The 13,472-nt window shown below is 42.4% G+C and carries 13 protein-coding genes; 11 read left to right on the forward strand and 2 right to left on the reverse strand.

Annotation, left to right across the window (positions count from 1 at the left end):
• Positions 1–27: 27 nt before the first annotated feature.
• The gene (locus tag IEX80_RS15215) at positions 28–1,101 is read right to left on the reverse strand and encodes a DUF8457 domain-containing protein (RefSeq protein ID WP_188833374.1); all 1,074 of its coding nucleotides are present in this window, start codon (positions 1,099–1,101) and stop codon (positions 28–30) included.
• A 73-nt stretch (positions 1,102–1,174) separates the two neighbouring features.
• On the opposite strand from IEX80_RS15215, the gene IEX80_RS15220 reads away from it, so the two are divergent.
• The 5 genes from IEX80_RS15220 (at position 1,175) to IEX80_RS15240 (ending at position 4,765) form a co-directional block, all read left to right on the forward strand.
• Positions 1,175–1,756 (forward strand): thymidine kinase, encoded by a 582-nt coding sequence (locus tag IEX80_RS15220; RefSeq protein ID WP_188833375.1) that lies wholly within the window; start codon positions 1,175–1,177, stop codon positions 1,754–1,756.
• 138 nt (positions 1,757–1,894) lie between these two features.
• On the forward strand, positions 1,895–2,263 hold the full coding sequence (locus IEX80_RS15225) for a response regulator (protein WP_090528968.1): 369 nt from the start codon (positions 1,895–1,897) through the stop codon (positions 2,261–2,263).
• 368 nt (positions 2,264–2,631) lie between these two features.
• A complete protein-coding gene (locus IEX80_RS15230) occupies positions 2,632–2,958 on the forward strand; it encodes a DUF6686 family protein (protein WP_188833376.1) in 327 nt (108 codons plus the stop codon).
• 168 nt (positions 2,959–3,126) lie between these two features.
• A complete protein-coding gene (locus IEX80_RS15235; protein WP_188833377.1) occupies positions 3,127–3,975 on the forward strand; it encodes a helix-turn-helix domain-containing protein in 849 nt (282 codons plus the stop codon).
• Between the two features lie 76 nt (positions 3,976–4,051).
• On the forward strand, positions 4,052–4,765 hold the full coding sequence (locus IEX80_RS15240) for an SIP domain-containing protein (RefSeq protein ID WP_188833378.1): 714 nt from the start codon (positions 4,052–4,054) through the stop codon (positions 4,763–4,765).
• Between the two features lie 305 nt (positions 4,766–5,070).
• Here IEX80_RS15240 and IEX80_RS15245 read toward each other — a convergent pair whose 3' ends face one another.
• Positions 5,071–5,547 carry a T6SS immunity protein Tdi1 domain-containing protein gene (locus tag IEX80_RS15245; protein ID WP_188833379.1) on the reverse strand — a complete coding sequence of 159 codons (477 nt, stop codon included), beginning with the start codon at positions 5,545–5,547 and terminating at the stop codon, positions 5,071–5,073.
• 742 nt (positions 5,548–6,289) lie between these two features.
• Here IEX80_RS15245 and IEX80_RS15250 point away from each other — a divergent pair.
• The 6 genes from IEX80_RS15250 (at position 6,290) to IEX80_RS15275 (ending at position 13,321) form a co-directional block, all read left to right on the forward strand.
• Positions 6,290–7,054, forward strand: coding sequence for an ABC transporter ATP-binding protein (locus IEX80_RS15250; protein WP_091165640.1), 765 nt, complete (start codon positions 6,290–6,292; stop codon positions 7,052–7,054).
• 141 nt (positions 7,055–7,195) lie between these two features.
• On the forward strand, positions 7,196–8,320 hold the full coding sequence (locus IEX80_RS15255) for an ABC transporter permease (RefSeq protein ID WP_090528984.1): 1,125 nt from the start codon (positions 7,196–7,198) through the stop codon (positions 8,318–8,320).
• A 234-nt stretch (positions 8,321–8,554) separates the two neighbouring features.
• On the forward strand, positions 8,555–9,292 hold the full coding sequence (locus IEX80_RS15260; protein ID WP_090528988.1) for a DUF2490 domain-containing protein: 738 nt from the start codon (positions 8,555–8,557) through the stop codon (positions 9,290–9,292).
• Positions 9,293–9,696: 404 nt separating this feature from the next.
• On the forward strand, positions 9,697–10,992 hold the full coding sequence (gene eno / locus IEX80_RS15265; protein WP_090528991.1) for a phosphopyruvate hydratase: 1,296 nt from the start codon (positions 9,697–9,699) through the stop codon (positions 10,990–10,992).
• Positions 10,993–11,264: 272 nt separating this feature from the next.
• The gene (lspA, locus tag IEX80_RS15270) at positions 11,265–11,801 is read left to right on the forward strand and encodes a signal peptidase II (RefSeq protein ID WP_090528994.1); all 537 of its coding nucleotides are present in this window, start codon (positions 11,265–11,267) and stop codon (positions 11,799–11,801) included.
• A gap of 152 nt (positions 11,802–11,953) precedes the next feature.
• The gene (locus IEX80_RS15275; RefSeq protein WP_188833380.1) at positions 11,954–13,321 is read left to right on the forward strand and encodes a DEAD/DEAH box helicase; all 1,368 of its coding nucleotides are present in this window, start codon (positions 11,954–11,956) and stop codon (positions 13,319–13,321) included.
• Positions 13,322–13,472 lie beyond the last annotated feature (151 nt).

Raw genomic sequence — 13,472 nt, forward strand, 5'->3', positions numbered from 1 at the left:
ATGAACCATCAACTATGAACTAAACCGCTACGAAGCAGGATATCTCCGTCGTAACAAAGCGTAAAACTTATCGGCTGTTGATGCTTTACTTTCCCAGTTATTTTTAACTACGTAGTTTGTTTTCAGGAAACGTTCGGCTTCTTCAAAAGTGTTAAAGCGGTTTACTATCTCAATAGCTTCACTATAGGCCAGGCTGTAACCATTAAACAGATCTTTTATATAAAGCAGCTTATCATTCAGGTTTATGGCCGATTTAAGATCGGTAACCGGCAGCTCGGCAGTGGTGCTCGCCGCGTTGTTCGCTTTCTCAGCCTTTTGGGCCATGATCCTTTGATTAAAGGTTAGTACCTGCTGGCTGCTACCTGTATCTGCCGAAGGGGCTGTAGCCACAACAGGCTCTGCAGCGGGTTTTACGGGCTCAGTTACCGGTACGGGCTTTGGCTGTTCGGCCATGGGTACTATCTCAACCGGCTTTTCGGGAAGTTCACCAATCAGCTCTTCCTGCTCAAACCTGTCAGCTTCATCATCCCAGGTATCAGCCTCGTTTAAATTTAGTTCAAAGCTGCTTCCTTCAGGAATTTCCTGTTGAAATGAATAAGTATCTGCCTCTTTTTCGGCAGCAATATTTATTTGCGGTTCGGGTGTTTCTTTTATTTCGGGCGCGGGGTTGATCACTTCTATTTTTACCGGGTTAAACGGCACCGGGGCCGGTGGTTCAGCATCGCTGGTAAGTTCTATCTTATCAACCGGCACAGGGACGTGCTGTTGTACTACCGGTTCAAAAAAGCGCTGCTCATGCAAAGCTTCCTCCTTTACAGGCGGAGGTGTTGCCGGCACCGGAGCGGGAGGCAACACCAGGGTCACCGGTATATGTTCTTCAGCTGCAGGCTGGTTTTTTTCTGCAAGCAGTGCAGGAGCTGCCGCGCGCTCATTGATGCGTCGCAGTATTTCGGCATGGTCTTTTAAAAAATGGGCATTGGCTACAAAAAGTTCTAATTCAAGCTCGTTAAGTTCGCTGGGATCAGCTGCAAGGTAGTCGTATTGATCATTAAGCTCTTTTAAAATCCCACCTATCTTTTTAAATACATCCATTTGCTTCATGGCCTCAATGTTAGGAAAATGCTTACCAAAAATAGGATTAAATTCTGATATTTGCCGACTATAAAAGTCATAAATGGTATATCACGAAGAGGTTTTCAGGCGTAAAAGCGAAGTAGGCGGCAGTATTGAGGTTATCTGCGGATCAATGTTCTCGGGCAAAACCGAAGAGCTGATCAGGAGGCTTAACCGTGCCCGCATTGCCAAGCTTAAGGTTGAGATTTTTAGCCCTAAAGCCGATACCCGTTATGGCGAGGATGCCATCATTTCGCACAATGCCAGCAAAATAACTTCTACCCCGGTTGATAGCGCTTCGGCTATTTTACTGCTGGCCAGCGATGCCCATGTAATAGGTGTTGATGAAGCGCAATTTTTTGACGATGAACTCCCCGAGGTATGTACCGTACTGGCCAACCGCGGCGTACGCGTAATTGTAGCCGGTTTGGATATGGATTTTAAGGGCCGGCCATTTGGCTCAATGCCCAACATTATGGCCATTGCCGAATCGGTAACCAAGCTGCAGGCCGTTTGCGTAAAGTGCGGCAACCCGGCCCAATACTCGTACCGCCTGGTACATGATAATTCAAAAATATTATTAGGCGAGAAGGAAAGCTATGAGCCCCGCTGCCGGGCATGCTATAATACCGTTGCGGGTTAACATTTAATTAAATAATATATTTTTTATTTAATACTATAACTAAAACAAATACCGGGTATTTGTTTGTTATGTACTTAAACACAGCAGCTTCAAAAAGAAGGTGCTTTAATTTTAATAAAGTATAAAGCAATCAAGTTTATGGCCAAAAAGGTTTTAGTTATAGAGGACGATAAAGATATTCGCGATACCGTGGTGTATGTATTGGAGGAAGAAGGTTACGAAGTAGTACAATCCGACAATGCCCGAATCCTGCGTACCCTGACTACTATTAACCCCGACCTGATTTTGCTTGATAACTGGCTCACCGATTGGAGCAGTGACGCAAATGGGCAGCAGCTAAGTAAAAGCATAAAAGACAATCCGGCTACCAGCCACATCCCCGTGATCATTATTTCGGCCGTGAGCAATATCAAAGAAATTGCCAAAGCCGGTAACGCCGATGGGTACCTTGCCAAGCCATTTGATCTGACATCACTTTCAGAGATCGTAAAAAAGCATATCAAGTAAGCAACCCTTATCAGTATAAATAAAACGGCCCTCCATTAATTTGAAGGGCCGTTTTGTTAAAAACTACAATCCTCTAAGGAGAAGATTTTGAATAAAAATCGTTGATATACAAATACTTAATTAAGCCCCTTCTCTTAAATTCTGAACACATTTTGGAGTTTTCTTTATTTTTATTTGGATTTATTCTAAATAACATATTTCTTTGTTGCTGTTAATACGCTATGCGCAAAATAGTAAGCCGCAAGCCCATTAACAATTATTTGATTATTAATGCTTAAAATATAAAGTCCTGTTCTGTAGTTTAATTGTTTATATCAAACATTTAATCAGCAGAGCAGGCACCAATTCATTTTTAATTACCGGAATTTATGTGCGATGCTAAAATACTCAGCCAAAAGGGAACATCGGTAGTAAGCCGTTGCTCCGAATGCCAATGCCTATTTATATGGCACCATAACCTGATCCTTAGCTTTACATCCGATCAATTTATCCAGTTTAAAAATTTCGCTATCGATCTTGATTTCGGCGACCATTCCTTCCCATTTCCCGACGGACAGGAACGCGTGGTAATGCGTACGCCGGTCAATGATATCCAGCTTACCTTTACTGTTGATGAATGGGAAGACTTTCATGTTGCGATGGATGAAGCTATTTACATGCAGGAGATTTATGCACTGGTTGATGGCGGTAAATAAATCCCCGAATTATTGTAATTATATAGCTGAAAGCAGAATGCACAAAGCCAAAAGTTAATTTAGCTGAATAAATTAACAGATTCTATATAAAATAAATTCCTTAGCCTGGAGAAAATGTACCTCCCGGTTAAAGATCGCGTTACCATAATACAATACCGACCCTGCAAAATGAAAGATATCCCTTTACACCAACTACATGAACGAACAAATTCGGGATTTGAGATCAGGCACTTTGAAAGCGGCGAAGATTCAAAAAAAGTACCGATGGGCGCCCATCGCGACGATCACTACCTGTTTTTTTTGATTGAAAACGGATCAGCATCGCTGATGATAGATTTTAATGAAGTTCATTTTTGCGAAAACACATTTTATTATATTCTGCCGGGACAGGTACATCACCGGATAAATAATGCACTTGCCGGTGGCTGGTATGTAGCCATCGATTCACAGCATATTCCGGCCGACTTCCGCAATATTTTTGAAAACCAGCTTTTTCTGCAACAGCCTTATCAACTCAACGATATTGAATTAAAGCAATACCAGCAGCTCCTTTGCCTGTTGCGTGAAAAAAACAACGAGAATAATAATAGCGCTTTCTTTTTGCCGGTTTTGCAATCGCTCATACAATCATTTGCCGGCATGGCAGCGGCCACTTTCAGTAACGTTTATACGCCCGAAAAGCAGCTTTCAAGGCCGGCACAAATTTCACATCAGTTTAAAAAGTTGTTGTTGAGGCATGTGCGCACAATTAAAGGCCCTTCGGCATACGCGGGAATGCTTAATGTTTCCGAATCATATCTTAACGAGGTTTTAAAGAAAACCACCGGTTTCCCGGTAAGTTACTGGATAACCCAGGAAGTAATACTGGAAGCAAAAAGATTACTGTATTACAGCGGCCTCAACGTAAAGGAGATTGCGCATGCACTGGGCTATGATGACCATACCTATTTTTCCCGGCTGTTTAAAAAAGCGGCGTGCATCACCCCACTTGAGTTCAGGGACAAACACCGTAAATAATCCAATATTTACCCCGAAATTACTATTTCAGGAGGCTAAAATTCAATGTTTCTTTGTAGTATCAAAACACTACACCATGGAAACATCCACTCTTCATAAATTAAAAAGAAAGGCTGGCAGCTTGTTTGAAAACCAACTTTTACAAAGCGGCAGGGTGCTTGAAGTAAGGCATTGGGAGCCGTCGACTATGATTGAGATTGACCTGCATTTACCACAGGCCGATATGCAAAACTGGCACGAAATACCCTACATAAAAATAAAAGTTGATAACCTTACCTACCGCGATTATACCCCAGCCGGCTGGGATGCCGAAACCAGCACCTGCACCCTGTATATTGATGCAGCCCATAGCGGTCCCGGCAGTAAATGGGCTAAACAACTTCAAAAAAACGATACCGTACGCTATTTAAAAATCCGTTCTACCCGGCACGCACCGGCCGGCACCCCGGCCATAATAGGCCTTGGCGATGAAAGCAGCATGGGGCATATGCTGGCCTTACAGCAAATGGTATTACCCGCAACGCGTTTTTCGGGCGCTATAGTTATGGCCGATGAAAATCACAGGGGTTTATTTAGCGAGTATTTCAAATCGCCATTAAAGCCTATTGAACGTAATGATGTATACGGCCACCACAGCCTTATCCAGTGGGTAATGGAACAACAGTATAACCTGGAACACTCGGTATTTTACATTGCCGGCAACCATACCATGGTAGGCGAATTACGTAAATTATTAAAACTGCAGGGGTACCCGTCAAGCCAGATTAGGATACAGGGTTTTTGGTCGTAGAAGCTTGTTTAAAAGCGCTTCTCCCTTACCTGAAACTCGTTCACCGACATTTTATGCCGTTTCACCTAAAATAACTGTTCAACAATGAGCTAACGGCACATCTTTGCGGCAAATAACATTATCATGAAAACATTCTACAATCCACTTATAGCTGTGATGATCTCCCTGCAGGAGCATACGGTAACCGTTATCCAGGCGTTGGCTAACCTGATCAGTTAATATATTCATCTGCCTATGAAAAACAAAGCCGCGTTGCGATCTTGCAAAGCGGCTTTTTAATATTGAAAATTTATTTGAAACCTCAATTAGTCGACTATTTTAATTTTGACGTTTGTTCCATTGGGTAGATCTTTTATTTGCTCACCAATAATGCCGGTTAATTCGAAATGACCTTTAATATCAACAGGCTTAAGATTGTCAATTGTGTATTCTCCTCCTAAAACCGGCATTTTCTTATAGCTGTAAACCTGGTGATCACCTAAATAAATACAGGCATCTTCAAGTTCCTTTAACAATTGAGGCATGAACCAGTTATCCACTTTTTCATCGTCATTTAAAAAACTGTAAAACTCTTGTTTATTATCAGCAACTTTCGATAAATCACACATATCCGTTGCAAGCCAGTAAATACAATCATCATATCCTATAAAGAACAGATCGCCGAGCTTTGATATCATTAAAATTTCCTTAAAATCTTTTATCAACCATAACCAGGTATCCATTAAGCCGGCAGTATTTATACCGTTTAAATTTATTACAAGCTCATCTAAATAGTAATCCATATAAGTTAGATTGTTAACACCTACTCTCAAAGTTAATATCCCTTCTGAGGTTTTTGCTTTTTACTCTCCAAAGTTTTACCGACGATATCACTTTTTTACCGGTATTTCTCCGATGTTTTACTGCCGTTCACCGATAACCGCACTTGCTTCGCCTAATAAACCTAACGGCAGGGTGCCTTTTGTGTGCAATTTTGGATCACTAAACAACAACAAATAAATGCCATGAAAACTTTACTTGCAATTCAATTGATCCATTTAGTTATGAAAGCCGCGGAACATGCCGTTGTTATCGTTCACTCTATCGGTCATTTAATAAAATAATTTCCCGGCACCCCGAGGGATGGTTATTTCATCTTTGATAATCAATAATTAACCATACATGTTATCCTTTAAAAGGGTGAGCATATGAAAAAAGGAGACGAAGTAACCTGGAAATGGGGAAAATCACAAGCTGAAGGCCATATCATTAAAAATACGAAAGGCCGGTAAGCAAAACTATAAAAAGTGCAAAAGTGAGATAAGGCCCCTAACCCCGATAGGCGAACTTTTGCGGAGAGTATTATAAGCCTGGATGATGATCATCCGGGCTTTTCATTTTAAGACATCCGGGGAGCCAGCGCAGGGTTTTCGCAGATGATAAATAATATCAATTACCCATCGCAAAATTCACTTTCACCGTAAAAATTGCGCACTTCGCCGAAAAACTCATGGTTATTTCATGAATGTGATGCATTTTTACCCTATGACAAAACAACCTATCATCACTGTAAACAACCTGGTAAAAAACTATGGCGATTTTGCAGCCGTTAAAGGCATTAGTTTTGAAGTTTATGAAGGCGAGATCTTCGGCCTGCTTGGCCCCAACGGTGCCGGTAAAACAACTACTCTCGAAATCATTGAAACCCTTCGTGATAAAACGTCGGGCAGCATCATTGTTGATGGCTTCGACATTGAAACCGACGCTGATAGCATCAAAAAACGGATAGGCGTACAGTTACAAGCCGCCGGTTATTACCCCAACCTCAACCTGTCGGAGTTGATCGTATTGTTTTCGGGCCTGTACGGTATCGACAAAACACCGATGGAGATGCTGGAAAAAGTTGCCCTTACCGATAAAGCAAAGGCTAAATATAAAGACCTTTCCGGGGGGCAAAAACAGCGTTTTTCTATCGCCACTACATTAATCAATAACCCAAGGATCATATTTCTGGATGAGCCCACAACCGGCCTCGACCCGCAGGCCCGCCGTAACCTTTGGGATCTGATCCGCGAAATCCGCGACCAGGGAACCACCGTGGTGATCACTACCCACTATATGGATGAAGCCGAAGTACTATGCGACCGTGTTGCCTTTGTCGACGGCGGCTACATCATTGGCATTGATACCCCCGACCATTTTATCGACGAGCTTGTAGCCACAGGCTTTGAACGCAAAAAGCAGGTAAAACTGGCCAATCTGGAGGATGTATTCATTAATTTAACCGGCAAGGAATGGCGGGAAGGATAGCCCCCAGCCCCCTGAAGGGGGGAGCCAGTATGCAGTTTTGAGTTTGCAGTTAGCAATATAAAAAACTCCCCGACCTATTGATACCCACAGGCAAAATGACTCAATGACCTAATGACGCCTAATGGCACATGACATAAAAGGATGAACAATAAATACAGCAATACAAAAGCAACCCTGGCCATTGCCAAAGCCAGTTTCCGGTCGATATTACGCAGCCCTTCGGCGGTGGTGTTTACACTGGCTTTCCCATTAATATTTATCATTGTTTTTGCCAATATTGGGGGGGGCGGTATGTCGATAGATGTGGGCGTAGCCAAAGGCAGCGATACATCCGCCAATAACCCGGTTTACACTGCGCTTAAAAAAAACAAGATCATGCACCTTATCCATGATCAAACAGCTGATGAAATGAGCAAAAACCTGGCAAAAGGTAACCTTGATGCAATACTTGATCTTAAACCTTTTGCTCCACCAGCGTCAATGACCGTTCATGTACAGTACAGCCAGGCATCGGGCGATAAAGGAAGTGTATTAAAATCAGCCCTGAACAACATTTTTTATCGTATTCAGTCGGAAGAATTGAAACGCATTCAGTCGTACACCACAGTTAAAGTCCCCAACCTGATCGACCTTAAAGAAGAAACCATAAGCGGCCGCCCATATAAATACATCGATTTTATTTTACCCGGACAGTTGGGTTTTTCGTTGCTAAGCAGTGGTGTTTTTGGTACAGCTTTTGTATTTCTGAGCTTACGGTTAACATTGGTTATCAAACGCTTTTTTGCAACCCCGGTTAAACGTTACAGCATTGTTTTGGGCGAGGCTATTGCGAGGCTGGCCTTTTCCCTGTTAGGTTCGTTATTTATTATACTGGTCGGGCATTACATGTTTGGTTTTACGCTGATCCACGGTGTAACAACTGTATTAAATATGCTGGTACTTTCGGCCATCGGGTTGATCATTTTCATGGGATTCGGCTTTACTGTATCTGGCATCGCCAAAAACGAAAGTTCGGTGCCACCGCTTTCCAATATTATCACGCTGCCGCAGTTCCTGCTTTCGGGTACTTTTTTTTCAATCACCGCCTTCCCCAACTGGCTGCAATATATCAGCAAGGTGTTACCGCTAACCCATTTAAACGATGCTATGCGTAAAGTGGCTTTTGAAGGCGCTGGCTTAGGTGACGTTACACACCAATTACTGATTCTTTTTGCCTGGTTTATCGGAATTTATGCGGTAGCGGTAAAAACGTTTAAGTGGGAATAGCAGGAAAGATGCAGGAATTTGAGATTTCCGAATAACCACGCTTGATGCCTTTTTGCTTCGTACTACCCCAAATTTTAAAATCCAGACTTACAAAGTTTTAGAAACTTCGTAAGTCTCAACCATATTACCAACAGAATCCAAACTCAAATACTTAACATTATGTTAACATTAACGGTGTTAATATTAACATTAAGATAACATTTAGGAAATATATTTGCAGAAATAATCTCTGCAATGACAATCAAGCCCGTCAATTCCATCGCTTTAGTGCTCTTTTTATTAACTATATGTTCAATTACTGTTAAGGCACAGGATTCAAAAGTAGGCACCTGGGGCATAGTAACCGTAGTTTTGCCGGGCGATAGTTCCCACAAATGGGGTGGTTACACCGAGTTTCAAACCCGTACCAATAATGTATTCAGCCAGTTTCAGTATTACGAGGTAAAGGCTGGTGTAAGTTATGATATAGACAGGAACTTTACCGCGCTTTTAGGTACCGGCCGCTACACTACTTTTGATTATATGGATATTGGCAAAGGGCCTACAACTACCGAAACCCGTTTTTGGGAACAGATCACCAGCAACCAGTTCCTGTACCGCTTAAAGCTCGAACACCGCTACCGGGTAGAGCAGCGCTGGGTTAACGGCGATTACCGTAACCGTTTCCGTTACAGGCTAAATGTGTTTGTGCCATTGAACAAAACCAAAATTGAAGCCAAAACCTGGTTCATTTCTGTTTTCGACGAAGTATTTCTTAATAATAAGGTACCTAACTTTGAACGTAATCGGATATCAGCCGCAGTAGGTTATCAGTTTGATAAATCATGGATCTTACAGGCTGGCTGGATCAACCAATATAATTATTCGGCTGCCGCTAAAAGCGATAAGGATAATATCATGCTCATCCTGATGTATCGCATCCAGCGCAAAAATGCCGTGCAGCGTGAGCACGTCCCTACTACGAGCGATTAATCACCGTTGATGGGGATGATTACGTTGATTTTATTTCTGGGATTACACTGATTCTTTTTCTGATTACACCGATTTTTTTTAAACTGAATTAAAAAACCTCCCCACGTTGCCGTGTCTCCACGGCAACCAAATTTCAAACCTTACATGTTGCCGTGGAGACACGGCAACCGGGGAAGCAAGGAAAGAAAAATCCTATAAATCATAAAAATCCACCCAAATCCCGGTTCAGACATCCGTTTTCATGAAAAAACCACTCATTCTATATTAATTTCATGTTAAATCGCATCATTAATTGCCTATAATCGTTACAAATACAAAATTTCAATTGCGTTTTCCTTATTTACGCATTAACTTAGCCGCCGTTATTAATAGTATTCATTCAAACCACACTCTGACAATTCACTATGAGCATAATAATTGATGTGCATGCCCGCCAGATCTTAGATTCGCGCGGTAACCCTACTATTGAGGTAGAAGTTTTAACCGAAAACGGCGCATTTGGTCGCGCTGCTGTACCTTCAGGTGCATCAACCGGCGTTCACGAAGCTGTTGAGCTTCGCGATAACGACAAATCAAAATACATGGGCAAAGGCGTTTTAAAAGCCGTTGAAAATGTAAACGAAGTTTTGGCTCCTGAATTAAAAGGTATCGATGTGTTTGAACAAAATGCTATCGACGCTTTAATGATTGAAATTGACGGTACCGAAAACAAAGGTAAAATTGGTGCCAATGCTATTTTAGGTGTTTCATTAGCCGTAGCTAAAGCTGCTGCACAGGAAAGCCGCCAGCCTTTATACCGCTACATTGGTGGTGTAAATGCTAACACGCTGCCAATCCCGATGATGAACATCGTTAACGGTGGTTCACACTCTGATGCGCCTATCGCTTTCCAGGAATTTATGATCATGCCGGTTGGCGCTCCTTCATTCTCTGAAGCTTTACGTTGGGGTACCGAAGTATTCCACAACCTGAAAAAGATCCTTCACGATCGCGGTCTTTCAACTGCAGTCGGTGACGAAGGTGGTTTTGCTCCAACTTTTGAAGGTACTGAAGATGGTGTTGAAACCATTTTGAAAGCTATTGAAAAAGCAGGTTACAAAGCTGGTGAAGATATCTTCATCGCGTTTGACTGTGCTGCTTCTGAATTTTACAAAGACGGTAAATACGACTATACTAAATTTGAAGGCGAAAAAGGTGCTATCCGCACCAGCGCTGAGCAAGCTGATTACCTTGCCGAATTAGTTGCAAAATACCCTGTTATCTCTATCGAAGACGGTATGGCCGAAGACGATTGGGAAGGATGGAAAATCTTAACCGACAAAATTGGTAAAAAAGTACAGTTAGTAGGTGACGATTTATTTGTAACCAACACTAAACGTTTACAAAGAGGTGTTAGCGAAGGCATTGCAAACTCAATCCTGGTAAAAGTAAACCAAATTGGTTCATTAACCGAAACTATCAATGCGGTTACTTTAGCTCAAACCAACGGCTTCACCTCAGTAATGAGCCACCGCTCTGGCGAAACTGAAGATTCGACCATTGCTGACCTTGCTGTTGCATTAAATTGCGGCCAGATCAAAACCGGTTCGGCTTCACGTTCAGACAGGATCGCTAAATACAACCAGTTGTTACGTATCGAAGAAGAATTAGGCGCTAACGCCAAATTCATCGGTAAAGATTTCAAATACTTTAAAAAGTAATTTTTTGCCGATGTGAAAGGCCATCTGTGTAAAGCAGGTGGCTTTTTTTGTTTTAGCTAAAAAAAGAGGGCCGTCACCCTGAGCCCGTCGAAGGGTCGCGCGCAGAGGCCTGCCCACATGCTTCGAGGACCTCAGCATGACACCCTGATAAATGTGCATTGTTATAGTTATCTATCTCAATCACCTATTTTTTTATACCTTTGCCTCCTGCAACTAAAGCCATATAATTAAACTAAGGCAACCACGTTATAATAACTTGTTAAAATAAACTAATGAACAAAAAAGGGATTTTGAGGATATTGGGTATAGTGCTGGTATTAGTTTTAAGCATCGGGCTTGACAGGGTTACTAAAATTTACGTTAGGGAGCATATTCACATCAGCGATAACATTTTTGTTATCAAAAACTTTTTCACCATTCTGCATGCCGAAAACACGGGAGCTTTTTTAAGTCTTGGCGATTCGCTGCAAAACCCATGGAAATTCATCCTGCTATCATTGCTGCCCTTACTGGCCCTTGCCTTTGGCGTTTTTTATGTCATGCTAAAACCGTCGATAGGTAAATTAACCACCACAGGTATCGTTTTGGTTATTGCCGGTGGTGCAGGTAATTTATACGACAGGATGCTATACGGCAGTGTAACAGACTTTATGCACATGAACTTCGGGATCTTTCAAACAGGCGTATTTAACGTGGCCGATGTATCTATTATGATAGGTATGGGCTTAATCCTGTTGGAATCATGGCAAAAAGACCGTAAGGCCAAAAAGGAACAAGGAACTCCTGATACCGAAACGCTGGCAGCCTAATCCAGTGCAGTTATTGTTCTTAAAAATTTCTTAACAATAAAAAGCGTATCTTTGCAGCTAATTACCCGTTCGCTTACGGTTTTGAGCCCAGCAAACTCTTCAGATCCGCTTATGCTTTCGCGTTAGCACATTATATATTACAAACAATCAGAATGTCATTCGAAAATTTAAATTTAATTGAGCCCATCCTCAAGGCTTTAAAAACAGAGGGATATACCACACCTACTCCAATACAGGCACAAGCCATTCCTATCATATTACAACACCGCGACTTATTGGGCTGTGCCCAAACCGGTACAGGCAAAACAGCGGCCTTTGCTATCCCCACCCTGCAATTATTACACCAGGACAGGATAGCCCACAAAGAGCAAAAAACCATTAAAGCATTGGTTTTAACCCCAACCCGCGAGCTTGCCCTTCAAATTGGCGAAAGTTTTACCAATTATGGCAAACATACCGGCCTTAAAAACCTGGTTATATTTGGTGGTGTATCACAAAACCCGCAGGTTGATGCTTTGCGCCGCGGTGTTGATATTTTAGTGGCAACACCGGGCCGTTTGCTGGATTTAATGAACCAGCGTTATGTTCACCTGGAGCATGTTAAATTCCTGATACTGGATGAAGCCGACCGTATGTTAGATATGGGCTTTGTTAACGATGTTAAAAAGATCATAGCTAAAGTACCGGCAAAAAGGCAAACATTGTTCTTTTCGGCCACGATGCCAAAAGAGATCCAAAGCTTGGCAGATAGTATTCTGAATAACCCCGAAAAAGTTGAAGTTACCCCGGTTTCATCAACTGCGGATACCATTCAGCAAGCAGTTTATTATGTGGATAAGGGAGATAAGAAATCGTTGCTGATCCATATCCTGAAAGATAAGGACATTAAAACCGTTTTGGTATTTACCCGTACCAAACACGGTGCAGATAAAGTGGTTAAAGACCTGAACCGTGTAGGTATCACTGCCGAAGCCATCCACGGTAATAAATCACAAAATGCAAGGCAGCGTGCTTTAACTAACTTTAAAAACCGCACAACCCGAGTATTAATAGCTACAGATATCGCGGCCCGTGGTATTGATATTGATGACCTTACCCATGTTATCAACTACGAGTTGCCAAACGTACCCGAAACTTATGTACACCGTATTGGCCGTACGGGCCGGGCTGGTGCCAATGGCATAGCATTTTCATTTTGCGATGCTGAAGAGCTGGAATTTTTGAAAGATATCCACAAGCTAATAGCCAAACAGATTCCGATTGAGGAAGGGCACCCGTATCCGCTTAGTCCGGCGGCTATGGCAGCTAAAATAAACGAAGCGCCTAAAAAAGGAGGTTCGGGCGGCGGCCAACGCGGTGGCGGTGGTCGCGGCGGTAACCGCAGATCAGGAGGCAGCGGTGGTGGCAATAGCCGTTCGGCAGGCAACAACCGCTCAGGCGGTAACAGAAAATCTGGCGGCAGCCGTTCAGAGGCAGGTCGCGGTGGGACCAGCGGTATGAGTGGAGCTAAAAGAGGATAAATATTAAGTTGATTAAGTGAATGGTTGATCAAGTGAGTAGTTATAATTTCCGAAAACCAACCACTCACTTAATCAACCTAATCAACCACTCACTATAAAAATTTCCCTGTTAATAAGTTAATAAGCATATTTGTATCCGTCGAAAAAATTA

This window comes from Mucilaginibacter rubeus, assembly GCF_014643835.1.
In the GTDB taxonomy this organism is placed as follows: domain Bacteria; phylum Bacteroidota; class Bacteroidia; order Sphingobacteriales; family Sphingobacteriaceae; genus Mucilaginibacter; species Mucilaginibacter rubeus.